25 protein-coding genes are annotated in these 22421 nt (G+C 69.8%); 18 read left to right on the forward strand and 7 right to left on the reverse strand.

The genetic code is table 11. From position 1 onward, the window contains the following. Window positions 1–57 precede the first annotated feature (57 nt). Both ACTMTI_RS37310 and ACTMTI_RS37315 read right to left on the reverse strand, forming a co-directional pair. Entirely contained in the window at window positions 58–723 is a 666-nt protein-coding gene (locus ACTMTI_RS37310) for a DUF5667 domain-containing protein (RefSeq protein ID WP_441125399.1), read from the reverse strand. A 54-nt stretch (window positions 724–777) separates the two neighbouring features. Further along, complete coding sequence (locus tag ACTMTI_RS37315; protein WP_441125400.1) at window positions 778–1419, reverse strand: sigma-70 family RNA polymerase sigma factor; 642 nt, start codon at window positions 1417–1419, stop codon at window positions 778–780. Window positions 1420–1595: 176 nt separating this feature from the next. On the opposite strand from ACTMTI_RS37315, the gene ACTMTI_RS37320 reads away from it, so the two are divergent. Beyond that, entirely contained in the window at window positions 1596–3062 is a 1467-nt protein-coding gene (locus ACTMTI_RS37320) for an antibiotic biosynthesis monooxygenase (protein ID WP_441125401.1), read from the forward strand. Here the strand turns inward: ACTMTI_RS37320 and ACTMTI_RS37325 are convergent. Continuing rightward, a complete protein-coding gene (locus ACTMTI_RS37325; RefSeq protein WP_441125402.1) occupies window positions 3052–3288 on the reverse strand; it encodes a glutaredoxin family protein in 237 nt (78 codons plus the stop codon). The two genes, ACTMTI_RS37320 and ACTMTI_RS37325, sit on opposite strands and share 11 nt — an antisense overlap. Before the next feature lie 116 nt (window positions 3289–3404). On the opposite strand from ACTMTI_RS37325, the gene ACTMTI_RS37330 reads away from it, so the two are divergent. From ACTMTI_RS37330 to hemL, 7 genes are all read left to right on the forward strand, one after another. Next, entirely contained in the window at window positions 3405–4082 is a 678-nt protein-coding gene (locus ACTMTI_RS37330) for a redox-sensing transcriptional repressor Rex (protein ID WP_441125403.1), read from the forward strand. Beyond that, the gene (locus ACTMTI_RS37335; protein WP_441125404.1) at window positions 4079–5335 is read left to right on the forward strand and encodes a glutamyl-tRNA reductase; all 1257 of its coding nucleotides are present in this window, start codon (window positions 4079–4081) and stop codon (window positions 5333–5335) included. Before ACTMTI_RS37330 ends, ACTMTI_RS37335 begins: the two co-directional genes overlap by 4 nt. Continuing rightward, entirely contained in the window at window positions 5332–6246 is a 915-nt protein-coding gene (gene hemC / locus ACTMTI_RS37340) for a hydroxymethylbilane synthase (RefSeq protein ID WP_441125405.1), read from the forward strand. Before ACTMTI_RS37335 ends, hemC begins: the two co-directional genes overlap by 4 nt. After that, window positions 6243–7787, forward strand: a complete 1545-nt coding sequence (locus ACTMTI_RS37345) for a uroporphyrinogen-III synthase (RefSeq protein WP_441125406.1) — start codon at window positions 6243–6245, stop codon at window positions 7785–7787. The genes hemC and ACTMTI_RS37345 overlap by 4 nt, the downstream gene beginning before the upstream one ends. Then, window positions 7784–8767 (forward strand): porphobilinogen synthase, encoded by a 984-nt coding sequence (gene hemB / locus ACTMTI_RS37350; RefSeq protein ID WP_441125407.1) that lies wholly within the window; start codon window positions 7784–7786, stop codon window positions 8765–8767. The genes ACTMTI_RS37345 and hemB overlap by 4 nt, the downstream gene beginning before the upstream one ends. Before the next feature lie 132 nt (window positions 8768–8899). Beyond that, window positions 8900–9529 (forward strand): bifunctional DNA primase/polymerase, encoded by a 630-nt coding sequence (locus ACTMTI_RS37355; protein WP_441125408.1) that lies wholly within the window; start codon window positions 8900–8902, stop codon window positions 9527–9529. Between the two features lie 70 nt (window positions 9530–9599). Beyond that, window positions 9600–10889: a glutamate-1-semialdehyde 2,1-aminomutase gene (gene hemL, locus ACTMTI_RS37360; protein ID WP_441125409.1), complete on the forward strand. Its 1290-nt coding sequence runs from the start codon at window positions 9600–9602 to the stop codon at window positions 10887–10889. Here the strand turns inward: hemL and ACTMTI_RS37365 are convergent. Beyond that, window positions 10831–11880, reverse strand: a complete 1050-nt coding sequence (locus ACTMTI_RS37365; protein ID WP_441125410.1) for an EamA family transporter — start codon at window positions 11878–11880, stop codon at window positions 10831–10833. The two genes, hemL and ACTMTI_RS37365, sit on opposite strands and share 59 nt — an antisense overlap. A 187-nt stretch (window positions 11881–12067) precedes the next feature. On the opposite strand from ACTMTI_RS37365, the gene ACTMTI_RS37370 reads away from it, so the two are divergent. The 6 genes from ACTMTI_RS37370 (at window position 12068) to ccsB (ending at window position 17532) form a co-directional block, all read left to right on the forward strand. Next, window positions 12068–12988: a LysR family transcriptional regulator gene (locus ACTMTI_RS37370; protein ID WP_441125411.1), complete on the forward strand. Its 921-nt coding sequence runs from the start codon at window positions 12068–12070 to the stop codon at window positions 12986–12988. A gap of 57 nt (window positions 12989–13045) precedes the next feature. Next, a complete protein-coding gene (locus ACTMTI_RS37375) occupies window positions 13046–13684 on the forward strand; it encodes a histidine phosphatase family protein (protein WP_441125412.1) in 639 nt (212 codons plus the stop codon). A gap of 76 nt (window positions 13685–13760) precedes the next feature. Beyond that, window positions 13761–14327 carry a TlpA family protein disulfide reductase gene (locus tag ACTMTI_RS37380; protein ID WP_441125413.1) on the forward strand — a complete coding sequence of 189 codons (567 nt, stop codon included), beginning with the start codon at window positions 13761–13763 and terminating at the stop codon, window positions 14325–14327. After that, window positions 14320–15042 carry a cytochrome c biogenesis CcdA family protein gene (locus tag ACTMTI_RS37385; RefSeq protein ID WP_441125414.1) on the forward strand — a complete coding sequence of 241 codons (723 nt, stop codon included), beginning with the start codon at window positions 14320–14322 and terminating at the stop codon, window positions 15040–15042. The genes ACTMTI_RS37380 and ACTMTI_RS37385 overlap by 8 nt, the downstream gene beginning before the upstream one ends. Beyond that, window positions 15042–16601, forward strand: coding sequence for a cytochrome c biogenesis protein ResB (gene resB, locus ACTMTI_RS37390; protein ID WP_441125415.1), 1560 nt, complete (start codon window positions 15042–15044; stop codon window positions 16599–16601). The genes ACTMTI_RS37385 and resB overlap by 1 nt, the downstream gene beginning before the upstream one ends. Beyond that, entirely contained in the window at window positions 16591–17532 is a 942-nt protein-coding gene (gene ccsB / locus ACTMTI_RS37395; RefSeq protein WP_441125416.1) for a c-type cytochrome biogenesis protein CcsB, read from the forward strand. Before resB ends, ccsB begins: the two co-directional genes overlap by 11 nt. Before the next feature lies 1 nt (window position 17533). Here ccsB and ACTMTI_RS37400 read toward each other — a convergent pair whose 3' ends face one another. Continuing rightward, window positions 17534–17827 (reverse strand): PLD nuclease N-terminal domain-containing protein, encoded by a 294-nt coding sequence (locus tag ACTMTI_RS37400; protein ID WP_441125417.1) that lies wholly within the window; start codon window positions 17825–17827, stop codon window positions 17534–17536. A 139-nt stretch (window positions 17828–17966) separates the two neighbouring features. On the opposite strand from ACTMTI_RS37400, the gene ACTMTI_RS37405 reads away from it, so the two are divergent. Further along, on the forward strand, window positions 17967–18980 hold the full coding sequence (locus ACTMTI_RS37405) for a hypothetical protein (protein WP_441125418.1): 1014 nt from the start codon (window positions 17967–17969) through the stop codon (window positions 18978–18980). Window positions 18981–18990: 10 nt separating this feature from the next. Further along, window positions 18991–19233: a hypothetical protein gene (locus ACTMTI_RS37410; RefSeq protein WP_441125419.1), complete on the forward strand. Its 243-nt coding sequence runs from the start codon at window positions 18991–18993 to the stop codon at window positions 19231–19233. Window positions 19234–19381: 148 nt separating this feature from the next. Here ACTMTI_RS37410 and ACTMTI_RS37415 read toward each other — a convergent pair whose 3' ends face one another. Further along, the gene (locus ACTMTI_RS37415; protein WP_026214226.1) at window positions 19382–19603 is read right to left on the reverse strand and encodes a BldC family transcriptional regulator; all 222 of its coding nucleotides are present in this window, start codon (window positions 19601–19603) and stop codon (window positions 19382–19384) included. Window positions 19604–19860: 257 nt separating this feature from the next. Here ACTMTI_RS37415 and ACTMTI_RS37420 point away from each other — a divergent pair, with 257 nt between their 5' ends. Further along, window positions 19861–20079, forward strand: a complete 219-nt coding sequence (locus ACTMTI_RS37420) for a DUF4229 domain-containing protein (RefSeq protein ID WP_441125420.1) — start codon at window positions 19861–19863, stop codon at window positions 20077–20079. Here the strand turns inward: ACTMTI_RS37420 and ACTMTI_RS37425 are convergent. After that, on the reverse strand, window positions 20076–21281 hold the full coding sequence (locus ACTMTI_RS37425) for a hypothetical protein (protein WP_441125421.1): 1206 nt from the start codon (window positions 21279–21281) through the stop codon (window positions 20076–20078). The genes ACTMTI_RS37420 and ACTMTI_RS37425 overlap by 4 nt on opposite strands. Window positions 21282–21360: 79 nt before the next feature. Here ACTMTI_RS37425 and ACTMTI_RS37430 point away from each other — a divergent pair, with 79 nt between their 5' ends. Beyond that, window positions 21361–22095 carry a demethylmenaquinone methyltransferase gene (locus ACTMTI_RS37430; RefSeq protein WP_441125422.1) on the forward strand — a complete coding sequence of 245 codons (735 nt, stop codon included), beginning with the start codon at window positions 21361–21363 and terminating at the stop codon, window positions 22093–22095. Window positions 22096–22421 lie beyond the last annotated feature (326 nt).

Below are 22421 nucleotides of genomic sequence, written 5' to 3' on the forward strand. Positions count from 1 at the left end.
CCGCTATGTGACGTGCCGTTGGGGTCTTGAGTCGGCACGACAGCCGGCCGGCGGGGTCTACTGGGGCGGCGCGACCAGCCCCTCGATGTAGTCCAGATAGCCTGTCGCCTGGGCCTGCTGGGCCTCCTCGAGCTGGTCGAGCAGCGGCTCGACCGTCTCCTTCTGGTCCCGCGCGAACTTCTTGATCTTGGGTGAGCGGGGCTCGACCCGCTCCAGCCTGCTGATGCCCGAGCGCGTCGACGACTCCATGTCCTTCAGCGTCTTGCTGACCAGCGGCCCGTCGTCGGACGAGCCGAGGAGGCTGGCGACCTCCTTCGCGCGGGTCTTGGCCGAGACGAGTTCGCGCTCGCCGCGCTGCGCCTCGTCGGTGCTGAGGCGTACGAGAGTGCTCTCCGCGGCGCGCTTGAGCGGGTAGAGCGAGTCGCCCGGCACGGCCTGGTAGGTCGCGAACGCCGCGACCATCATGGCCCCCGCCAGCCCGAATGTGGCCACGTGGGAGAGCAGCGACCGCCTGGGCGCCGGGCGGCGGTGAGTACGTGCCGCGGGGAGTACCGGCTCTTTGGCCGGTTCTTCGGCCGGCTCTTCGACGAGGAGGCGGCCTGAGACCAGGTCGGCGCGCAGCCGCGCGCGGAAGGCCGGCTCCGGCGAGCCGCCGAGAGGCAGCCGCCGCAGCTTCGCGAGGTGTTCGAGCACGCGCTCGCGCCGCATGCGCGCCCTGCTCATGACAGCTCCCGTCTGGCCGTGACACCTGGCTTAACGAGGGGGTTATGGGGGAGGTTACGCCAGGTCGTTCTTGAGAGCCCTGGCCAGCGCGCGAACAGCCCGGAATTGCAGCGCTTTGATCGCTCCACTCTTCTTCCCCATGATCAGCGCGGTTTCCGCGAGCGAGAGGCCGTGCAGGAAGCGCAGGACCACGCATTCCTGCTGCTCGGGATTGAGCTCTCGTACGGCCCGCAGCACTCTGTCGTTGATGATGGCCGTGACCACGGCGTTCTCCGGAATGTGCGAGCCGTCGAGCGGAACGTCGATGATCTCCCCCGTGGGAATCTCCAACCGGTACCGTCCGGACTTGAAGTGGTCGGCCACCAGGTTCCTGGCGATGGTCACGAGCCAGGCGCCGAAGTCGCGGCCCTGCCAGGTGAAGTCGGAGATCCTGCGTAGCGCGCGCAGGAAGGTCTCGCTGGTGAGGTCCTCGGCCAGCTGATGAGAGCCGACTCTGAAGTAGATGTAGCGATAGACCAGGTCCACGTAGCGGTCGTAGAGCGTGCCAAAGGACTCCGTAGATCCGCTCTTGGCGTCCAGCACCAGCGTGCGGACGTCGTCGTCCAGGACTTCTTCGCGCACGGCAAGCTCGCCCGTCGGGGCAGGCCCAGCGACCGCTGGCGCCAGCAGCCCGGCGTACGGTGACGAGTCAGGCATCCGGTATCCCTAGGGGTAAGGGGTGCGGCGTGCTCGAACACTCTAGAAATCAACCGGAAATTCCACAATCCACAGCGTGTGTGCATGACTAGGTGTAATCGGCAGATACCGTGTGTTCGACCTGTTCCCTCTTCGGCTACCGGCTCGGAGGCATCGCTGGCAGCATTGGAGTCACCATGGAGATCCTCGTTGCTGTCATAGCATTTGCCGGTGCGCTGCTGGCCGCTCTCGCGGCCGGTGCCCTCGTTCGACGCCTGCGCGACGATCCCGAGGGGTGGTTGATCGCCTGGACCGTTGCAGCTGTGGCGCTGTGCCTGTCACTGGGCGTGATCGGCATCGGTTACCTCATGGGATTCGGGTCCGTCACGTTCCGTGCGTACCAGCTGATGGGGTCGATGCTGGCGCCGCTGGCACTGGGCGTCGGCCTGGTGCAACTGCTGGCTGAGAAGGCGCCGCCGAGGTTCCTCTCGTGGCTGTTCGGGGCCGCGCTGACCATCGTCGCCGGCACGATCATGATCTTCGACCCGCTCAAGTCCGAGGAGATGGGCAAAAGCCTGCCCGCGGGATCGCAGTTCTGGGGGATCTTCCCCACCTACCTGCTGATCGGCGTGCACGCCATCGCGGTGCTGGTCATGCTGGCCATGGCCGTGGTCGCCGCGGTCAAGTGGCGCAACGGGGACGAATACGACACCGACAACCTGCACGCGGCTATCGTCATCGCCCCTTCGGGGATCGCTCTCGTGGGCGCGATGCGGTTCGCGGTGCCGCCGCTGTTCACCACGGCGCTGCTGGCGGTGGCCGGGGCGGCGATCTGGTACACCGTGCTGCGGCCGCTGGCGCCGTACGAGGACGAGGACGAGGACGACTTCCGCGACGGCGATGAACGGCCCGCAGAGCGGTCGCAGCACCGCCAGGAGCGTCCCCCGCAGGGGCGCAGGGCCATGCCCGAGCCGGTGCCGGTCGCCGAGGTCCCACCCGCGCCGCCGCGCAGGCCGACCGGGCTGGGCGATCTGGTGGCCGAATATCGCGCGGGTGACCAGGAGATCGACTACGCCGCCCGCATGGCGCCGCCGCCGTCCGACAACGGCCCCGCGACCGGCTACATCATGAACGGCGCCCCGCCCCAGCAGCGCCCCGACCAGGTCATGCCGGCGCCGCCCCAGCGCCCCGACCCGGTCGTGCCGGCGCCGCCCCAGCGCTCCGACTACTCCATGCCGCCCACCCCGCCGCCGGCCGGCCCGGCCACGGGGATGCTCTACTCGGGCGCCGAGCTGTTCGCGCCCGCCCAGCCCCAGCCGGGCTCGGGCAAGCCCTCACCGAATATCTACGGCCTCCTGACCGTCTTCACGATCATGGACGGCGCGGGCGACGCGTTCGACCGGCTGGCCGAGGCCACCGTCGAGGCAGTGCGCCGCGGCGAGCCCGACACCCTCGTGTACGCCTGCCACGCCGTCAAGTCGGCCCCTCTGCAGCGCATCGTCTACGAGCTCTACCGCGACGAGGTGGCCTATCGCGACCACCAGCGCCAGCCGCACGTTGAGAGGTTCGTCACTGAGCGGCAGTCCATGGTGCTGGCCACCAACGTCATCGAGCTCAACGTCAACGCCGCGAAGGTGGTCCCGCTGCCGATGGCTATTTACTGAGCGCGGCGCGCAGGCGGCCCTCGTCCACTCGCCAGAAATCGTGCTGCACGCCGTCGATCAGCGTCACCGGGATCATCTCCCAGTATTTCTCCCTGAGCTCCTCGGAGGACTCGATGCTGATCTCTTCCCACGGCACACCGAGCTCGCCGGCGACCCTGGAGATGACCTCGCGCGCGTCGTCACACAAGTGACAGCCGGGCTTGCCGAGCAACGTGATGCGGTGCATACGCCAACCGTATCGCGGTGACTTTGTGCATCGGTTCACAAAGGGATTAACCTGAAAGGCGGTTCGATTTCCGTCCACGCGGTCCCCAAGCCGCCCGTTCCCTGGAGCTCCGGCACGTGAAGAGCCCGTCCCAGCCCCGCGACCGCGGTATCCCCGAGGCGACGGTCGCCAGGCTTCCGTTGTATCTGCGGGCGCTGAACGGGATGGCCGAGCGGGGCGTCGCGACCGTCAGCTCCGAGGATCTGGCCGTCGCCGCCGGGGTGAATTCCGCCAAATTGCGCAAGGATCTGTCACATCTCGGCTCCTACGGCACGCGCGGCGTAGGCTATGACGTGGAGTACCTCGTCTACCAGATCTCACGCGAGCTCGGGCTGACGCAAGACTGGGCGGTCGCGATCGTCGGAGTCGGTAATCTCGGCCGAGCGCTGGCCAACTACGGCGGTTTCGTCTCCCGGGGCTTCCGTGTGGCGGCGCTGGTCGACGCCGACCCCGAAGTCGTGGGCGACACCATCGCGGGGTTGAATGTGGAGCACATCGACGAACTGGAAGCCGTGATCAAGCGGCGTGGAGTCTCGATCGTGGTTCTGGCGATACCGGCGGAAGCGGCGCAGGAAGTCTGCGATCGTGTCATCTCCGTGGGTGTCACCAGCATCCTAAACTTCGCCCCAGTTGTGCTTTCCGTCCCGGACAGTGTCGATGTCCGTAAGGTCGACCTATCAATCGAACTGCAGATTCTCGCGTTCCACGAGCAACGCAAGGCTGGGGGGCCACTCATGGCGGTGGACAGTCAATGAGTGTTCTGGCTATTGGACTCAGCCACCGGACCGCTCCGGTGGCTCTGCTCGAGCGCGTCTCGGTGACGGGGGACGCGCTCCTCAAGCTCCTGCACGACGTCCAGCAGGATCCCTGCGTGGCAGAGGCCATGGTGGTCTCGACCTGCAACCGGGTCGAGGTCTACGTCACGGTCGATCGCTTTCACGCCGCCGTCACCGCCGTCAGCCGGCTGCTGGGCGTCCACTCGGGCGTCCCGGTCGAGGAGCTGACGCCGCACCTCTACGTGCACTACGAGGAGCAGGCGGTCGAGCACCTGTTCTCCATGGTGTGCGGCCTCGACTCCATGGTCGTGGGCGAAGGCCAGATCCTCGGGCAGGTCCGCCAGGCGCTCAAGCTGGCGCAGCGGCAGGGCAGCGTCGGCGCCACCCTCAACGAGCTGGTCCAGCAGGCGCTGCGGGTCGGCAAGCGGGCCCACCACGACACCGGCATCGACCACGCCGGCGCCTCCCTGGTCTCGGCGGGACTCGCGCTGGCGGGCGACCTGACCGGGCGGCGGGCGCTGGTGGTCGGCGCCGGCTCCATGAGCTCCCTGGCCGCCGCCACGCTGGCGCGCATGGGCGTCACCGACATCGTCGTGGCCAACCGCACATACGCGCGGGGCGCCCGGCTGGCCGAGACCGTCGGTGGCCGGGCCGTCGAGTTCGCCGCCGTTCCGCAGGAGCTGGCCGTCGCGGACATCGTCATCACCTGCACGGGCGCGGGCCGCCACGTCATCACCCCCGACATGCTGAGCGGGCCGGCGTTCCTGCTGGACCTGGCATTGCCGCACGACGTCGACCCCGAGGTACGCTCGGTGCCGGGCGTCACGCTGGTCGACCTGGAGACGATCAGGGAGTCCGGCATCGGCTCACGGGAGGGCGACGCGGTCCAGGCCGTACGCGCTCTCGTCGCCGAGGAGCTGCGGGCGTATTTCGACGCGGCTCGGGCGGCCACGGTCACGCCGACCGTGGTGGCGCTGCGCAGCAAGGCGGCGGGAGTGGTCGAGTCCGAGCTCGGCCGGCTCCTGATGCGGGTGCCCGACCTCGACGAGCGGGCGCGCGACGAGGTCGCCATGACCGTGCAGCGGGTCGTGGACAAGCTGCTCCACGAGCCGACCGTGCGTGTCAAGCAGCTCGCCGCCTGCCCAGGTGGCGATCATTATGCGCAGGCGCTGCGTGAGTTGTTCAATTTGGATCCGAAGATGCCCGAGGCCGTGACGGAGGTGGACCTGTGACGTCGGAGACGCTGAGGCTGGGGACCCGGCGCAGCCTGATGGCGACCACGCAGTCCCAGATGGTGGCCGACGCCTACATCGAGCGCACCGGGCGCGCGGTGGAGCTCGTCGGCGTCACCACGTTCGGCGACGTCACCAAGGCCCACCTGGCGCAGCTCGGCGGCACGGGCGTGTTCGTCAGCGCGCTGCGCGACAAGCTGATCGAGGACGAGATCGACTTCGCCGTCCACTCGCTGAAGGACCTGCCGACCAAGCAGGACCCGCGCTTCACGCTGGCCGCCATCCCCGCCCGGCACGATCACCGCGACGCGCTGGTGGGCCCGCACAAGTTCGCCGACCTGGCGCCGGGGGCCAGGGTCGGCACCGGCTCGCCGCGGCGCGTCGCCATGCTGAGCGCGCTGCGCCCGGACCTGGAGTACGTCCCGATCCGCGGCAACGCCGACACCCGCATCGGCAAGGTCGCCTCTGGGGAGCTGGACGCGGTCGTGCTCGCCTCGGCCGGCCTGACCAGGATCGGCCGCAGTGCCGACATCGCGCAGATCTTCGAGGTCGAGGAGCTGCTGCCCGCGCCCGGCCAGGGTGCGCTGGCCGTCGAGTGCCGCGCCGACCGCGCCGACCTGATCGAGCTCCTCGGGGTGCTCGACGACCCGCGCACCCGTTCCGCGGTGACCGCCGAACGCGCCGTGCTGTCCGCTCTCGAGGCCGGCTGCGCAGCTCCCGTGGGTGCTTTCGCGGTCGATGACGGGCACACTCTGAACTTGACCGCCGTGGTCGTCGCCATTGACGGCCGCGAGTCGGTCCGCAAGTCCGCCGCCGGTTCTCCTTCGGAGGCTGCAAACCTGGGCCGCCTCCTAGCGGCCGAGATGATCGCCGAAGGGGCCGACAGATTGATGGGGGAGCATTCCCATTGAGCTCCGATAGTCCGACCTCCGGTTTCGTCGCGTTCGTTGGCGCGGGCCCAGGCGATCCCAACCTCCTCACGATCCGCGCCGCCGAACTGCTCGCCAAGGCCGACGCGGTGGTGCTCGGCGAGGAAGCCCACCGCACCCTGCTGCGCCACTGCCGCGAAGGCGTGCAGGTCGTCGAGGGCGACATCGTCAAGCGCGCCAAGGGCGGGCAGGCCGTGATACGCCTGTGCGCAGGCGACCCCATGCTGTTCTCCTCCATCACCGAGGAGGTCGCGGCCTGCGCCGCGGCGGAGGTGGACTTCGAGATCGTGCCCGGCGTGCCGCCCGCGACCGCCGTGCTCACCTACGCGGGCATCCCGGCGGCGACGGCCGTCCCCGAGTTCAGGATCGTCGACGCCGCGCAGGAGCAGGACTGGGCCACCCACGCCGCCTGCCGCGGCACGCTGGTGATCTACAACGGCATCGGCGACGCCGTGGCCATCGGCAAGGCCCTCATCGCCGGCGGCAAGCCCGACACCACCCCTGTCGCGGTCAGCAGCGGAGGCACCACCACCGAGCAGTTCACCGTCGTGTCCTCGCTCGGCCGGCTCCAGCCCGACCTCAAGCACGCCGGGTTCACCGAGCCCGCGCTGATCGTGGTCGGCGAGGCCGTGGGGATGCGCGACAAACTGTCGTGGTTCGAGACCAAGCCGCTGTTCGGGTGGCGGGTGCTGGTGCCCCGCACCAAAGAGCAGTCGCGCAGCCTGTCCGAGCAGCTCATCGCCTACGGCGCGGTGCCCGAGGAGGTGCCGACCATCTCGGTCGAGCCGCCTCGCACGCCGCAGCAGATGGACCGGGCGATCAAGGGTCTCGTCACGGGCCGCTACGAGTGGGTGGCCTTCACCAGCGCCAACGCGGTCAAGGCAGTGCGCGAGAAGTTCGAGGAATACGGTCTCGACGCCCGTGCCTTCGCCGGGCTCAAGGTCGCCGCCGTGGGCGACGCGACCGCGCGGGCCCTGGTCGAGTTCGGGGTCAAGCCGGACCTGCTGCCGTCGGGCGAGCAGTCGTCCGAGGGGCTGGTGGCCGAGTGGCCGCCGTACGACTCGATGCTCGACCCGATCAACCGGGTGCTGCTGCCGCGGGCCGACATCTCCACCGACACGCTGGTGGCCGGGCTCACCGAGCTGGGCTGGGAGTGCGACGACGTCACCGCGTACCGCACCGTGCGGGCCGCGCCGCCGCCCGCGCCCATCCGCGAGGCGATCAAGGGCGGCGGCTTCGACGCCGTGCTCTTCACCTCCTCCTCCACCGTGCGCAACCTGGTGGGCATCGCGGGCAAGCCGCACAACGTCACCGTGATCGCGGTCATCGGGCCGCAGACGGCCAAGACCGCCGAGGAGTTCGGGCTCCGGGTCGACGTCATGGCCGACAAACCATCCGCCTCCGCCTTGGCCGCCGCGCTGGCCGAATACGGGGCCAAGCAGCGCCAGGCGGCCGTGGCCGCGGGTGACACCCCGCGCAGGCCATCGCAGAACCGCCGGGGCGCCAGAAGGAGAGTCAGATGAGCGCGCGATACCCGGTCGCCCGTCCGCGGCGGCTGCGCCGCACCCCCGCCCTGCGCAGGATGGTGGCGGGCACCCGGCTGCACGCGGCCGACCTGATCCTGCCCGCGTTCGTCAAGGAGGGGATCTCCGAGCCGCAGCCGGTGGCCTCGATGCCGGGCGTGGTGCAGCACACCCGCGACTCGCTGCGCAAGGCCGCGCACGAGGCGGCGGAGGCCGGCGTGGGCGGGCTGATACTGTTCGGCATCCCCGCGGTGAAGGACGCCCGCGGCTCGGCCGCCGACGACCCGGACGGCATCCTGCAGGTGGCGTTGCGTGACTTGACCGCCGAGGTCGGCGATGCCCTCGTGGTGATGGCCGACACCTGCCTCGACGAGTTCACCGACAACGGGCACTGCGGCATCCTCACCCCGTCGGGCGACGTGGACAACGACGCCACGCTGGAGCGGTACGCCGCGATCGCGGTGGCCCAGGCGGCGGCCGGGTCGCAGATGGTGGCGCCGAGCGGGATGATGGACGGCCAGGTCGGGGCGATTCGTTCGGCGCTCGACGGGGCCGGTTTCGAAAATATCCCGATCTTGGCCTATACCGCCAAATACGCCTCCGCCTTCTTCGGGCCGTTCCGCGACGCCGCCGAGTGCGCGCCGCAGTTCGGTGACCGCAGCACCCACCAGCAGGATCCGGCCGGGCCGCTGGGGGAGGCTCTGCGCGAGGTCCGGCTCGACCTCGCCGAGGGCGCCGACGCCGTCATGGTCAAGCCCGCCATGGCCTACCTCGACATCATCTCCCGCTTCCGCGACGAGGTGGACGTGCCGGTGGCGGCCTACCAGGTGAGCGGCGAGTACGCCATGATCGAGGCGGCCGCGGCCAACGGCTGGGTGGACCGCGAGCGGATGATCATGGAATCGCTGGTCGCGATCAAGCGCGCGGGTGCCGACCTGATCCTGACGTACTGGGCTGCCGAGGTGGCACGACGGCTCTAACCAAGGGGTTTCCCGTCAACTCGTGGGGCGTGTGCGTTAGAGTGCGATAACAAGTGCTGGTGTGTCCCGCGTGTGCGATCGCCCGCCCCGAGCCGGGACCTCCTCAGGGACGGGACTCGACGGGAGACACCAATGGTGGGGGTACCACTGGCTCGGCGTACCAAAAAACGGTCGCGGCCGACACGCATCAGCGCAGTGCTGGAATACGCCGCGATGGGCTGGCCCGTCGTGCCGGGGGCCCATCCGCTGCGGAATGGGCCTCGTGCCTGCTCCTGTGACCGTCTCGGCTGTCCCGATCCCGGTGCCCATCCGCTGTCCCCCGCATGGCACATGCAGGCCACGACGGACCCCGCGCTGCTCACGCGCTGGTGGCAGGCCGAGCCCGAGGCCAACGTGATCCTGCCCACCGGACGCGTGTTCGACGTCTTCGACGTACCGCTCGCCACCGGCCTGTCGGCCCTCACCCGGATCGACGCCGCCGGAGGGCATCCCGGCCCGGTCGCCTCCAAAGGCGACCGGGTTTTGTTTTATGTGGCCACGCGCGGCAATCCCGAGGACGAGGACGAGTGGTGGTCGTGCCAGCTGGACTGCGACCCGGCCACCATCGAGGACACGCCCGGATTGCGGTGGCACTGCCGCGACAGCTACGTCCTCGCGCCGCCCTCTGCTCTTCCCAGCGGTCAGCCCGTCTCGTGGTTGCGGGCTCCGGACGGGCGGCCGCTGCCTGATCCGTTGCGCGTTCTGGAGTGGCTCGCCGACTGACCGCCGGTCCCCTCAGGCGCGTGGGACGCCGCCCGAGGGGGCGGGCGAGGGCGGGACTAACCTGGGTCGGGTGAGCCGTACACAGAACTCCGAGGACCTGTTCGCCCGCGCCCGCCAGATCGTGCCGGGAGGCGTCAACTCCCCGGTGCGCGCCTTCGGCGCGGTAGGCGGCACGCCACGTTTCATGGCCGCGGGCCAGGGCCCCTACATCACCGACGTGGACGGCAACCGCTACGTGGACCTGGTGTGCTCCTGGGGGCCGATGATCCTCGGCCATCGGCATCCCGCGGTCGTCGACGCCGTGTCCGGGGCGGTGGCCCATGGGTTCTCCTACGGCACCGCCACTCAGGGCGAGGTCGAGCTGGCCGAGGAGATCGTGGCCAGGGTGGCGCCGGTCGAGAAGGTGCGGCTGGTCAGCTCGGGCACCGAGGCGACGATGAGCGCGGTGCGGCTGGCCCGCGGCTTCACCGGGCGGTCCAAGGTGATCAAGTTCGCCGGGTGCTATCACGGGCATGTCGACGCGCTGCTGGCCGCGGCCGGGTCCGGGGTGGCGACGTTCGGGCTGCCCGACACGCCGGGCGTGACCGGGGCGTCGGCGGCGGACACGATCGTGCTGCCGTACAACTCCATCGAGGCCGTCGAGGAGGCATTCGCCGCGGCGGACGTCGCGTGCGTGATCACCGAGGCGTGCCCCGCGAACATGGGCGTCGTCCCGCCGCGCGACGGCTTCAACGCGCGGCTGCGCGAGCTGTGCACGGCCAACGGGGCGCTGCTCATCGTCGACGAGGTGCTGACGGGCTTCCGCGTCTCGGCCTCCGGCTGGTACGGCCTGGACCCCGTTGAGGCGGACCTGATGACGTTCGGGAAGGTCATGGGTGGCGGGCTGCCGGCGGCCGCTTTCGGGGGGCGGGCGGACGTCATGGCCAATCTCGCTCCCGAAGGTCCCGTCTACCAGGCGGGGACGCTGTCGGGCAATCCGCTCGCGTGCGCGGCCGGGCTGGCCACGCTGCGGGCCCTGGACGCGGCCGCGTACGAGCACGTGGACGCCGCCGCCCTCGCCGTCGGGAAGGCGGCCTCCGAGGCGCTGGGCGCGGCCGGAGTGCCGCACCGGCTGCAGCGGGCGGGCAGCCTGTTCTCGATCTTCTTCACGGACGCTGAGGTGACGAACTTCACCGAGGCCAAGACGCAGAACACCGCGGCGTTCACCGCGTTCTTCCACGCGATGCTGGATCAGGGCGTCTACCTGCCGCCGTCGGCGTACGAGGCGTGGTTCCTGTCGGCCGCGCACGACGACGAGGCGCTCAACCGTGTCGCTGAAGCGCTTCCGGCCGCGGCGAAGGCGGCCGCCGCCGTGCTGTAGTGCCGGCGTAGAGCACGCCGGCGACGATGAGGGCCGCCGCCGCCAGCTTGAGCCAGGTGAGCGGCTCGCCCGTCAGCAGCGCGGCCGACGACATGCCGAACACCGGCACGAGCAGCGTGTACGGCGCCACGACCGAGGCGTCGTAGCGGCGGAGCAACCAGCCCCAGACGCCGAAGCCGCCGAGCGTGGAGACGAACGCCACGTACACGAGGGACAGCCAGCCCTCCAGAGGCGAGGTCAGCACCGGCACGCCCTCCAGCCACAGCGACAGGAGCAGGAGCGGCGGCGCGGAGAGGGCGCTTACCCAGACCATGAACCGCAGCGACTCGGGCGGGGTGAGGGAGTGCCGTCGCCTGGAGGAGCGGCGGGAGCGAAGCGACCAGAGCGGGGGAAGGCGGCGGCGTCGGGCGACCGAGCCCGCCTCACGGAGTGAGGCCATGTGCAGGGGAGTGAGGCGGCGTTGGGCGACCGAGCCCGCCTCACGGAGTGGGGCCGTGAACGGAGCGCGGCGCTGGACCACGTTCCCCAGACCCCAGGCGGCCGCGGCGGCCACGCAGAGTGCGAAGGCCCCGAGTGGGCCGGACACCCCGAAGTCGAGCGCGACCAGGGCGAGGCCTCCGAAGGCGACGGCCAGACCGAGGACGCGGCGGGCGGTGAGCCGCTCTCCGAGCAGCGTCACCGCGAACAGCACGGTGAACAAGGCTTGTATCTGAAGGACGAGTGAGGTGAGCCCGGCCGGCATGCCTGCCCGCATGCCTACGAGCAGCAGACCGAACTGGCCCACCCCGATGGTCGCCGCCACCCCTGCGACCCAGCGCCACGGCACTCCTGGACGTCCTACCAGCAACAGGGCCGGGAACGCCGCCATGGCGAACCTGATGCCCGCGTACAGCAGGGGCGGGAAGTGCCGCAGCCCCACTTGCATGACGACGAAGTTGACGCCCCAGACGGCGGCGAGGCCGATGGCGAGCGCGAGGTGGCGGGGTCGCACTCAGCGAGCGGGCTTCTGGTAACGGATGCGCTGCTCGCGAGCCTGCTCCGCCAGCGCCTTGAGGTACGACGGGGAGCTCGACTGCTGCTGCTTCTTCGACTTGATGATTCTCATGCATCTATTTTCATCTGCTACAGATTCGAGGACAAGCGAGACTTTCTACGCTAAACCCTTTAGGCTGGCTTACATGTTGGACTTGAACCGGCTCAAGGCCCTTCACGCTGTGCACGTCTACGGGTCGGTCGGAGCCGCCGCGGATGCCCTCATGGTCACCCCGTCGGCCGTGTCCCAGCAGATCGCGAAGCTGGAACGCGAGACCGGCGCGAGGCTCATGGAGCGCAACGGGCGCGGCGTGCGGCTGACGGACGCCGCCGGCCTGCTCGCCGAGCACGCCGAGCGCATCCTCGCCCTGGTCGAGACCGCGGAGGCGGACTTCGAGGCGCTGCGCGGTGAGGTCGTCGGCCGCCTCAACATCGCCGCCTTCCCCACTGCCGCCCGCGGCCTCATGCCCGGCGCGCTGGCCTCGCTCCGGCGCCGCCACCCTGACCTGTGGATCCAGCTGATCGAGCGTGAGCCGGAGCGGGTGGTACGCGACGTGTCCAGGGGCGAGCTGGACCTGGGCGTGATCCAGGACTGGCTCAGCAGGCCCATGGCGCTGCCCGACGGGCTGTCCAGGGCCACGCTGCTCGACGACGTGGCCGACGTGGCGCTGCCGGCCGGTCACCCGCTGGCCGAGGCCAGGGAGGTGGAGCTGGCCGCGCTGCACGGTGATCAGTGGATCAGCGGCTCGCCCGGCACCGTGTGCCACGACTGGCTGGTGTTCACGCTGCGCAACGCCTCGCTCGAGCCCGTGATCGCGTGCATGGCGGACGAATATCCGACCCAGCTCGCCCTGGTGGCGGCCGGGCTGGGCTGCGCGATCGTGCCGCGGCTCGGCCGCGACTGCGTGCCGGACGGTGTGCGGATCGTGCCCCTCAGGCCGCGCCAGTCGCGCCGCATCTACGCGGTCTGGCGGCAGGACGCAGCCCGCCGGCCCGCGATCAGGGCGCTGGTCGAGGCGCTCGTCGAGACCAGCCGCGGACAGGAGAACGCCTGGGCGGTCAAGTGACCGCCCCGCCCGGCCTCACCCGCGTGACCCGAGGGAGCGGATAAGCTGTGCCACACCATGGCTGAAACCACCGTCGTCCACCTGCTGCGCCACGGTGAGGTGCACAACCCAGGCGGCATCCTCTACGGCAGGCTGCCTGGCTATCACCTCTCGGATACAGGCCGGCTCATGGCCGAGACGGTCGCCAAGGCGGTCGGCGGCCGTGACATCGTCCGCGTCTACAGCTCGCCGCTCGAACGCGCGATGGAGACCGCGGCCCCGCTCGCCGACAAGCTCGGCCTGGAGATCGCGCAGGACGTCCGCCTGATCGAGGCCGGAAACCTCCTCCAGGGCCGCATGGTGGGGCAGGGGATGGGGGTGTTCCGCGACTGGCGTAACTACCGCTACTTCTGGAACCCGCTGCGCCCGTCCTGGGGCGAGTCGTACCCGGCCATCGTCCAGCGCATGAAGTCGATGATCGACGAGGCCCGGGCCGCGGCCCGCGGGCACGAGACGGTGCTCGTCAGCCACCAGCTGCCGATCTGGGCGATCAGGATGGCCGCCGAGGGCCGCAGGCTCTGGCACGACCCCCGGCGCCGGCAGTGCGCGCTGGCCAGCCTCACCACGCTCACGTTCGACGGGGACCGCCTCATCAGCATCGGCTACAGCGAGCCGGCCGGCTCGATCGAGACCGGGCCCTCCATCCCCGGCGCCTGACCCAGTGCGAGGAGCGCGCGGCCCCAACGGTAGAGTTGCAAGCTCTACCGGTTGTAGTACAAGGAGATCTTCCTCCGTGCGCGCCAAGTCCATCTCCCTCCTTTTCCTGGCTGTGCTGGTCGCGGGCTGCGCGGGCAACCAGAGTGGTCAGCCGCAGGCCGGTGACACCCGGTTCGTCGCGGGTGACGGGAAGATGCAGGTGTTCGCCGCGGGCGAGCGCAAGGCCGCGCCCCCGATCCAGGGGCCGACCCTCGACGGGGGCAGCGCCTCACTCGCCGCGCACAAGGGCAAGGTCGTGGTGCTCAACTTCTGGGCGTCGTGGTGCGGCCCGTGCCGGGCCGAGGCGCCGGTGCTCAAGGAGGTCGCGGCCAAGACCAAGGGCAGCGGCGTGGAGTTCCTCGGCGTCGACTTCAAGGACCGCCAGGCCGACGCGCTGGCCTTCGAACGCACCGAGAAAACCGGCTATCCCTCCATCTTCGACCAGCCGGGCAAGGTGGCGCTGGCCTTCCAGGGCACGGTGCCGCCCGCGGCCATCCCGTCCACGCTGATCATCGACAAGCAGGGCAGGGTCGCGGCCAGGGCGCTCGGCGCGGTGAAATACACCGACCTGATGGACACGGTGACCAAGGTGCGCGATGAGTGACGTCGTCGCCTCCGGATCGCTGCTGCTGGCGGTGCCGATCGCGGTGCTCGCCGGGATCGTGTCGTTCCTGTCGCCGTGCGTGCTGCCGCTGGTGCCCGGCTACCTGTCGTACGTGACCGGCATGAGCGCCGACCCCAGGCGGGGGCGGCTGGTCCTCGGGACGGCGCTGTTCGTGGCCGGGTTCGGGCTGGTGTTCGTGCTCAGCGGCGCGCTGTTCGGCGGGCTCGGGTCGGTGCTGCTGGGCAACGCCGACATCATCACCCGGGTGCTCGGGGTGCTGACGATCGTGCTCGGGCTCGCGTTCCTGGGCGTCGTGCCCGGGCTGATGCGCGACGTGCGCATCCACAAACTGCCGGCCGCGGGGCTGGCGGGGGCGCCGCTGCTCGGGGTGGTGTTCGGGCTGGGGTGGACGCCGTGCATCGGGCCCACGCTGGCCGTCGTGCTGGCGCTCGGGCTCAACGAGGGCAGTGCGGGCCGTGGCGCGCTCCTGGCCATGGCATACGCGCTCGGCCTCGGGCTCCCGTTCATGGGCGCGGCGCTCGCCTACAGCAGGGCACTACGCACGTTCCGGGCCATCCGCAAGCATTCGCGCCTGATCACCAGGATCGGCGGCGGCATGATGGTGGCCGTCGGGGTGCTGCTGGTGACCGGGCTCTGGGGACAGATGATCGCGGCCCTGCAGGGGACGATCGGCGCTTTCGAGCCGGTGATCTGATGAGCGTTCAAGAGCTGGAGCAGGAGCGGCGGCCCAGGCAGGCCGGGTTCGGGGCCACGGCCTGGCTGCGGTGGGTGTGGCGGACGCTCACCTCGATGCGCACGGCGCTGATCCTGCTGTTCCTGCTCGCGCTCGGCTCGGTGCCGGGCTCGCTGGTGCCGCAGCGAGGCGTGGAGCCCGACAAGGTGGCGCGCATCTACGAGCAGGACCCGACGCTGGCCGAGTGGTACGACCGGTTCCAGCTCTTCGAGGTGTTCACCTCGGCCTGGTTCGCGGCGATCTATCTGCTGCTGTTCGCCTCGCTGATCGGCTGCATCATCCCGCGCACCGCGACCTACCTGCGCGAGGTCCGCCGCAAGCCGCCCGCCGCGCCCAAGCACCTGTCCCGCCTGCCGCACTTCGCCACGTTCGAGGCGGACCTGGGGGTCCAGCAGGCCGCGCAGCGGCTGCGGAAGGCGCGTTTCCGCGTTGTGACCGGCGACGGCTGGGTGTCGGCCGAGAAGGGCTACCTGCGCGAGACCGGCAACCTGTTCTTCCACATCGCCCTGCTGGGCATCCTGCTCGCGATCGGCGCCGGCTCGCTCTACGGCTACCGCGGCAACGTCCTGGTCGTCGAGGGCGACGGGTTCGCCAACACGGTGGCCGCCTACGACCGCTACATCCCGGGCAGCCAGGTCTCCGCGGAGTCGCTGGAGCCGTTCTCCTTCCAGCTGACCGACTTCAAGGTCGCCTACCAGGTCACGGGGGACAAGCGCGGGCAGGCGCTCGACTACTCGGCCCACCTGAAGGTCAACGACTCTCCCGGGGCGTCCACGCGTGACTTCGAGCTCAAGGTCAACACGCCGCTGGAGATCAACGGCACACAGACGTACCTGATCGGCAACGGCTACGCCCCCGTCTTCAAGGTCACCGACGGCAAGGGGCAGGTGGCCTTCGAGGGTGCGGTGCCGTGCCTGATCGAGGACAAGGGCACGATGACGTCCGGCTGCGTGGTCAAGGCGCCGGACGCGCAGCCGTCGCAGCTCGGGTTCCTGATGCGGTTCCTGCCCACGAGCGTGCCGCTGACGGATGGCACCTACGCCTCGGCGTTCCCTGGGGAGCTCAACCCCGAGGTGCAGCTCATCGGCGCCTTCACCGGCGATCTGGGGCTGCGTTCCGGCCGGCCCCAGTCGGTTTACGAGCTGGCGCCGCCCGAGGTCATGAAGAAGCTCACGCCCCTGGTCATGGGCAAGGCCGCGCCCAAGCCGCTGGCCGCCGGGCAGTCGTTCGACCTGCCGCAGGGCGCGGGCAAGCTGGAGTTCGTCGGGGTCAAGGAATGGATGACGATCCAGATCGCCTACGACCCGGGGCGCGTGCCCGCCCTGGTGTCCGCCGCGACGGCGGTCGTCGCCATCGCGCTCTCGCTCATGATCCGGCGCCGCAGGGTGTTCGTGCGGATCGATCAGGGCAAGGTCGACGTGGGCGGCCTGACCCGTACAGAGGGCTCGGAGGCGGGTTTCGCCGAGGAGTTCGCCGACATCGTCAAGGTTCTATCGGCAGGAGAGAAGCATGTCCGCTGAGCAACTCGCCGAGTTGAGCGACCTCTTCGTCGTCGCCGCGGTCCTGCTCTATGTCTTCGCCATGGTCGGCTTCGCGATGGAGCTGGCCTTCGGCCGGTTCCGCCCGGGCAAGGCCGAGGCGATCGTCAAGCAGCCGGTGACCGTCGGAGCGGCCGGCGGCACCGCCGGCTCCGACGCGGTCCCGCTGCCCGACGCCGGCGCGCCGCCGCTCGGGGCGGCCAGGGCCGGGACCGTGGCCCTCGGGCTCGCCTGGCTGGGCTGGGCCGCCAACCTCGCCGCCATTGTCACCCGCGGCCTGGCCGTGGACCGGTGGCCGTGGGGCAACATGTACGAGTTCGTGGTGGCGATCTGCTTCGCCGCCGTGTCGGCGTTCCTCGGCACCCAGCTCCGCCAGAACGTGCGTTTCCTCGGCGCCTTCGTCATGGTGACGGCCGCGCTCGGGCTCGGCCTCGCCGTCAAGGTCTTCTACACGGCCGCGGGACCCGTCGTGCCCGCGCTGGACTCCTACTGGATCGCCATCCACGTCAGCGCCGCGATCATCTCCAGCGGCCTGCTGACCTTGGCGGGTGTGTCCGGCGTCCTCTACCTGCTGCGCGGCGACGGGCTCTCCCGCCTGCCGGCCCGTGAGGACCTGGAGCGGGTGGCCCATCGGGCGATCGTGTTCGCGTTCCCGCTGTGGACGTTCGCGGTGATCGCGGGCGCGCTCTGGGCGGACCGCGCCTGGGGTCGCTACTGGGGCTGGGACCCCAAGGAGGTCTGGTCGTTCATCACGTGGGTGGCGTACGCGGCCTACCTGCACGCCAGGGTGACGGCCGGATGGCGGGGCAGGTCCGCGACGATCGTGCAGCTCGTCGCGTTCGGCTGCCTGCTGTTCAATTTGATCGGCGTCAACATCTTCATCACCGGCCTGCACAGCTACGCCGACGTGTGAGCTAGCCCAGGTCGTCACCGCGCATGCGACGTTCGAGGTCGCGCAGGAAGTCGGGGTCGTCGTCGGGGCCCTTCGGCACGCCCGGGCCGGGGGTCACCGGCCACGCCTGGCGCGGGGCCCGAGGGCGGCCGCGCACCATCCAGATCAGGCCGCCCACCAGGGGGATCAACACCACGATCAGGACCCATAGTGCCTTTGGTACGTTCCTAACCTCGTCTTCGGGGGTAGTGATCACGTCGAACAGGGAAAAGAGCCAGAAGGCCAGCAGCGCCAGGCCGATCAGAACACCTGCCATGTCCGAACTGTAAGCCATCCGGCATGTGATCGTGCTTCCCGATGTCCCCTTTCGGGTGACTAGGAGAAGATCGGCGTCGTACGGTGGAACCCGATGCGGCGGAGCCCCACCGGGGCGCCAACGGGCGTTGAGAGGTGCGATGGCCTTTTCTCACGACAAGGGCCGGCATCGGCGCGGTCGCTGGTGGCGGCGCGGGTCCTACCTTTTCTCCCGCAACGCGGAGGCACCTCGCGGCGCGGAGCGCTCCTTCTGGTCCGACGCCCGTGAGAGGCGCCAGGAGGCCCGGAACGACCGCGCCAAGGGCAAAGGGCTCAACGGCGCGGAGCGACGCCTGTGGCCGGGCGCTGGGAAGCGCGACGAGCGGGCGGAGCACCTGCCCAGGACCGGCGCCGAACAGCCGGCGCAGAAGAGCTGGGACGGTTTCGCGGTACGCGAACGCCGCGAGCGCCTGCCCGCCGCCGTGGTGGAGAGCCCCAGCTACACCTGGTACGACTTCGAGCTCGACGACCAGCCGCCCAGAGCGCAGCCGAACCGGCCCGACGTGCCTTCCATGGGCGACGGCCTGCGCCACTGCGGGAAGCTGGAGTCCATCCTGCACCGACAGTGGGACGCCAGGCTGGGCCCGCCGCCGCCCGACGTCGTACGCGCCGTCGAGAGCCTCGCCAGGCTCCCCGACCGGCTCAAGGAGAAGCTCGCGGCCGGCCTCGAAGGCATCTACGTCGGCCCCGGCGGCGTCCCCGACCTCGACGACATGGGCTACTTACGCGGCGCCCCCTTACCGTCGGGCCGCGCCACGTGGGACATCTGCGCCGGCGCGTACGGAGACCGCAAGATCGTGGTGGGGGACCGCCCCTCGCCCACGCCGGACGTGATGATGCACGAGGTCGGCCATGCCATCGACGACATCGACTCGGCATATGGAGAATGGGTGTCCGACTCGCCAGAGTTCGTGCGCCTCTACGACGCCGCCAAGCCGCTGCTGGCCTCGGCCTTCCACCGCCAGGGCGGCGGGCTCGGCCGCAAGGAGTTCTTCGCGGACGCCTTCGCCGCCATCGCCGCCCGCCAGCGCCCAGCGCTCGTCGACATGCTCGGGGGGGACACACGGATGGCGCTCGACGTCATGCTGTTCTTCAACCGGCGCTACGGAATCTAGGTGATCCGCCATGTACGTCATCCGGCTCGCGGACGGGACGTTGCGCGTACCGCAGAGCCTGACCAGCGAAGACGGGCGTCTGATCGGCAACGCGTACGTGGAGATGCGGCCCGGCGACTCCGGCTATGAGCAGTGGCTGGCGGAGTCGGTGACGGAGGAGGAGGCGGCGCTACGCCGCAAGCGCTGGGAAGAGGAGAACGACGACCTGGAACGCGAGTTCCTGGCCTTCAAGGCGGAGCAGGAAGACGCCTGATGGGAGCGAGTGGACAGGCGCCAGCCACGGTCGGCGGTTGGCGCCGCCCCGTGCTTACCGGTCGGAACTGCGGCCGGGAAGCACGCGAACAGTGGGTTCCGCCAGCGGTGACCCTGCCGGATCGCAGGATCACCGTCTGCGCGGAACGTCAGACGCGCGGGGACTCACCTGCTGGCCTGTCGGCCGTAAGAACGTCCTCGCCTCGGAGAAGGGCGTGCACTTCCGACTCGCGGAAGCGCCGGTGCCCTCCGGGGGTGCGGATACTGCTGATGCGGCCTGCCGCAGCCCAGCGTGTAACCGTCTTTGGGTCTACCCGGAAGAGGGCGGCAACCTCTCCAGGGGTCAGCAGACGCTCGCTGCTACTCTCCACCAATCTCTCCCCCTCGCATCCCGCTTCCTGCCAGCGGGCGGACAGGTAACCAGTGTGTCGAGCGAAGCCTGATTTATCCGTGGTTTTCGACAAAGATCACGGGTTGTTATCAGCTGACTGCCCGATTGTTATATGATAGAGCCTCTTTGGGGCTCTCGTGGGTGTTTCTTTACGAAACTCCCTAACTGTGAACAGTAGCAGCGGTCGCGTCCGATGCGAAGAGCGAGCGCCGCACGAGCCCGAGTAACCTCGAACCTGTGCATCCCGTTCTCGTTTACACCGCGTCGCGGATCGGCCTGTTCGGCGTGACCTTCCTTGTGCTCTTCCTGCTCGGCCTGCATAACCCGCTGGTGCTGATCCTGGCGTCTTTCGTGATCAGCGGAGTGGCCAGCTATGTCCTGCTGTCCAAGCAGCGCGACGCCATGAGCGCACGCATCAGCGACAAGCTCGACCGGCCGAAGCCACACGACGACTAGGCCAGAGGGAACATGCCAATCCGGGCATGGTACTCCCGTCCGAGGCTCGTTGTGTCGCTACCGACAAGTAGTCCGCCGGCGTGTGCCGAAAACGCCTTCACGCCGATGCCGCGCTCCCGCGTGGGATTCCAACTGAGGGCTTTTCCGGTGCGTGGATGAATAGCGCCGATGCCGGGGCGTGAGACCGCCCCCGGCCCGGCCGAGTCGCGGCCCTGCGGATTGTCCAGCCAGCGCTGATGCCCGCCGACGTAGACCGCCGCCCCCGTCACCGCGACCGAGTAGAGGGAGTCGCCTCCCGTGCTGTTGACCCACGTGGGCCTGATGCGGGCGCCTTTCGCGTACGTCTCGAACCTGGCGGCCGTGTCGCACATCCCGCCTCTGGCGCCGCCCGTGGTGACGACCGCGAAATAACTGCCGTCGGGTGCGAAGTCCAGGCCGCGCACGTACGAGGGGAACGCCGAGGCGCAGCGGCGCGCGTACGCCTCCGTGCGCCAGGGCGCGACCCTGGCCGTCGGCCCGCTGATGTCGATCAGCCCGACCTGCGGCCTGGAGTGGCCGCCGAGCGTGGTGAACGTGCCGTCCACCGCGAGCCGGTCACGCGAGACGGCGAGCGCGTAGATCTTGACCTTGGACGTCAGCGGCTCTCCAGGCGTGATGTCGAAGCCCGGGTCGGGCGCGCCCGTGGTCGCGTCGAGCCGGGCAAGCGCCTCCCGCGGGCCGATGAAGTCGCCGCCGACGTAGAGCTTGCCGCCCTGCCTGGCCAGCGCCGTCACCGCGCCGCCGGTGATGCGCGGCGCGAAGCCGGGCACCAGCGAGCCGTCGGAAAGGCTGACCTTGGCCAGCGCTCTGGAACGCTGGTTGTTGACGCCGTGGAATTCGCCGCCGACGTAGACGGTGCCGCGCTCGCCGGCGGCCAGCCCGTAGACGGGACCGGCCACGCTCGGCGCGAAGTCCGGCAGGATGCGGCCGGTCGGCAGGTCGAATGCGAACAGGTTGTCGCGATGCAGGACGGTGCGGCGGGCGGCGTCGGACACCTCGGTGAACGCGCCGCCGACGACCACGGTACGGCCGACGACGGCGATGGCGTTGACGATGCCGTCGAGGACGTGGGGGGTGCTGTCGATCGGGTCGGCCGACACGACGCGGGAGTGCGCGACGGGGGCCGCGGCGATGATCGCCGCAAGGGCGACACGGGCAAGCATTCCCCAACAACTAGCAGACGTTGCGTAGCGAGGCGGCTACTTTCTGTAGATTGCCCTAAAAGCCAATACGCTTAGGGGCATGACGCGCGCTCAGTTGGACAAGCAGCCGCACGAGGTCGCCGCGATGTTCGATCGCACCGCCCGGCGCTACGACCTGGTCAACGATGTGATCTCCCTCGGCCAGGTCAGGCTCTGGCGCAAGGCGGTGGCGGCCGCCGTGGACGCCGGGCCCGGTGAGCTCGTTCTCGACCTGGGGGCCGGCACCGGCACGTCCACTGACACCTTCACCAGGCTCGGCGCCCGCGCGATCGCCTCCGACTTCTCGCTCGGCATGCTCCGCACCGGCGTGGCCCGCCACGGCAGCAACGCGCTGAGCGGGGAAGGGGTGCCGTTCATCGCCGGCGACGCCTTGCGGCTGCCGTTCGCCGACGACGTCTTCGACGCGGTGACGATCTCGGTGGCGCTGCGCAACGTGCACGACACCGTGCAGGCGCTCCGGGAGATGCGGCGGGTGACCAAGCCGGGTGGGCGGCTGGTGGTCCTGGAGTTCTCGCACGTGACGTTCGGCCCGTTCGACCTGGTCTATCGCGAATATCTGATGAAGCTGCTGCCGAAGGTCGCCAAGGTCTTCGGCTCCAACGACGACTCCTACGAATATCTCGCCGAATCCATCAGGGACTGGCCGGACCAGCCGACGCTGGCCGGGATCGTCCAGGAGGCCGGATGGGAACGAGTGGCCTGGCGCAATCTCACGATGGGGATCGTCGCCATCCACAGGGGGTTCAAACCCGCCCCCTCGCCGCATGAAAAGTGACGTAATTCGGAGCTGTAAAAACGCATTTTCACGATGGCCTGGCGTGGTCACGAGACGGCATCGCATTGCTCGCCGCTCTTTGCGGGTCGGCGAGCGCGAGGGGGCGGCTGCTAGCGTGCCGATCATGACTCCGCCGCCACGGACGACACGCCGACCCCTTGGATCACAGAACGGCACCCCGACTGCCACTATGTACAAGAAAAGCAGTAGACTGCGGCGCGACAAGTTTGTGAAGGGGTTCACAAAGGAACGAAGGCAGCACACCCCGGGGCCTTCGAGCGTGTAGGGACAGGACAGTCCAGTGACCGTGCCACCAGCCAACCTCC

Source organism: Nonomuraea sp. H19 (assembly GCF_052068215.1).
Lineage (GTDB): Bacteria > Actinomycetota > Actinomycetes > Streptosporangiales > Streptosporangiaceae > Nonomuraea.

Coding starts and splice junctions, on each gene's coding strand:
- ACTMTI_RS37310 (WP_441125399.1), bottom strand. CDS start 723: ATGAGCAGGGCGCGCATGCGGCGCGAGCGCGTGCTCGAACACCTCGCG.
- ACTMTI_RS37315 (WP_441125400.1), bottom strand. CDS start 1,419: ATGCCTGACTCGTCACCGTACGCCGGGCTGCTGGCGCCAGCGGTCGCT.
- ACTMTI_RS37320 (WP_441125401.1), top strand. CDS start 1,596: ATGGAGATCCTCGTTGCTGTCATAGCATTTGCCGGTGCGCTGCTGGCC.
- ACTMTI_RS37325 (WP_441125402.1), bottom strand. CDS start 3,288: ATGCACCGCATCACGTTGCTCGGCAAGCCCGGCTGTCACTTGTGTGAC.
- ACTMTI_RS37335 (WP_441125404.1), top strand. CDS start 4,079: ATGAGTGTTCTGGCTATTGGACTCAGCCACCGGACCGCTCCGGTGGCT.
- hemB (WP_441125407.1), top strand. CDS start 7,784: ATGAGCGCGCGATACCCGGTCGCCCGTCCGCGGCGGCTGCGCCGCACC.
- ACTMTI_RS37355 (WP_441125408.1), top strand. CDS start 8,900: ATGGTGGGGGTACCACTGGCTCGGCGTACCAAAAAACGGTCGCGGCCG.
- ACTMTI_RS37370 (WP_441125411.1), top strand. CDS start 12,068: ATGTTGGACTTGAACCGGCTCAAGGCCCTTCACGCTGTGCACGTCTAC.
- ACTMTI_RS37375 (WP_441125412.1), top strand. CDS start 13,046: ATGGCTGAAACCACCGTCGTCCACCTGCTGCGCCACGGTGAGGTGCAC.
- ACTMTI_RS37385 (WP_441125414.1), top strand. CDS start 14,320: ATGAGTGACGTCGTCGCCTCCGGATCGCTGCTGCTGGCGGTGCCGATC.
- resB (WP_441125415.1), top strand. CDS start 15,042: ATGAGCGTTCAAGAGCTGGAGCAGGAGCGGCGGCCCAGGCAGGCCGGG.
- ccsB (WP_441125416.1), top strand. CDS start 16,591: ATGTCCGCTGAGCAACTCGCCGAGTTGAGCGACCTCTTCGTCGTCGCC.
- ACTMTI_RS37400 (WP_441125417.1), bottom strand. CDS start 17,827: ATGGCAGGTGTTCTGATCGGCCTGGCGCTGCTGGCCTTCTGGCTCTTT.
- ACTMTI_RS37405 (WP_441125418.1), top strand. CDS start 17,967: ATGGCCTTTTCTCACGACAAGGGCCGGCATCGGCGCGGTCGCTGGTGG.
- ACTMTI_RS37410 (WP_441125419.1), top strand. CDS start 18,991: ATGTACGTCATCCGGCTCGCGGACGGGACGTTGCGCGTACCGCAGAGC.
- ACTMTI_RS37425 (WP_441125421.1), bottom strand. CDS start 21,281: ATGCTTGCCCGTGTCGCCCTTGCGGCGATCATCGCCGCGGCCCCCGTC.
- ACTMTI_RS37430 (WP_441125422.1), top strand. CDS start 21,361: ATGACGCGCGCTCAGTTGGACAAGCAGCCGCACGAGGTCGCCGCGATG.